The sequence below is a fragment of the Flavobacterium xizangense genome, from assembly GCF_054075145.1.
The window spans coordinates 1-241 of sequence record NZ_JBSIPG010000286.1; the positions used below are offsets into that span (position 1 = coordinate 1).

At 32.8% G+C, this 241-nt stretch carries 1 protein-coding gene; it reads left to right on the plus strand.

Going from position 1 to position 241, the window contains the following annotated elements:
- Positions 1 to 241, plus strand: a 241-nt coding sequence (locus ACWA1B_RS23460) for a hypothetical protein (RefSeq protein WP_456911098.1), incomplete at both ends; no start/stop codon positions are given.

A 241-nucleotide genomic window follows, 5' to 3' on the forward strand; every position in this document is an offset into this window, starting at 1 on the left:
TAAAAATTACTCCAATATCAATAATGAAAATGACAAATTTTTAGAAACAATCAAAACAAAACCATATGCAACGCATTGGCTATTAACTGCCATTACAGGCCCTGATTATGTAGATATCAATAATAATAATATTATTGACAAGGATGACTATGGGTATTATGTTCAATTTGAATACGGAAAATGGTCTGACGGATACGGATGGAGGTCTCCGAAAGTAGGAGGAAAAACATACAACGAGAAG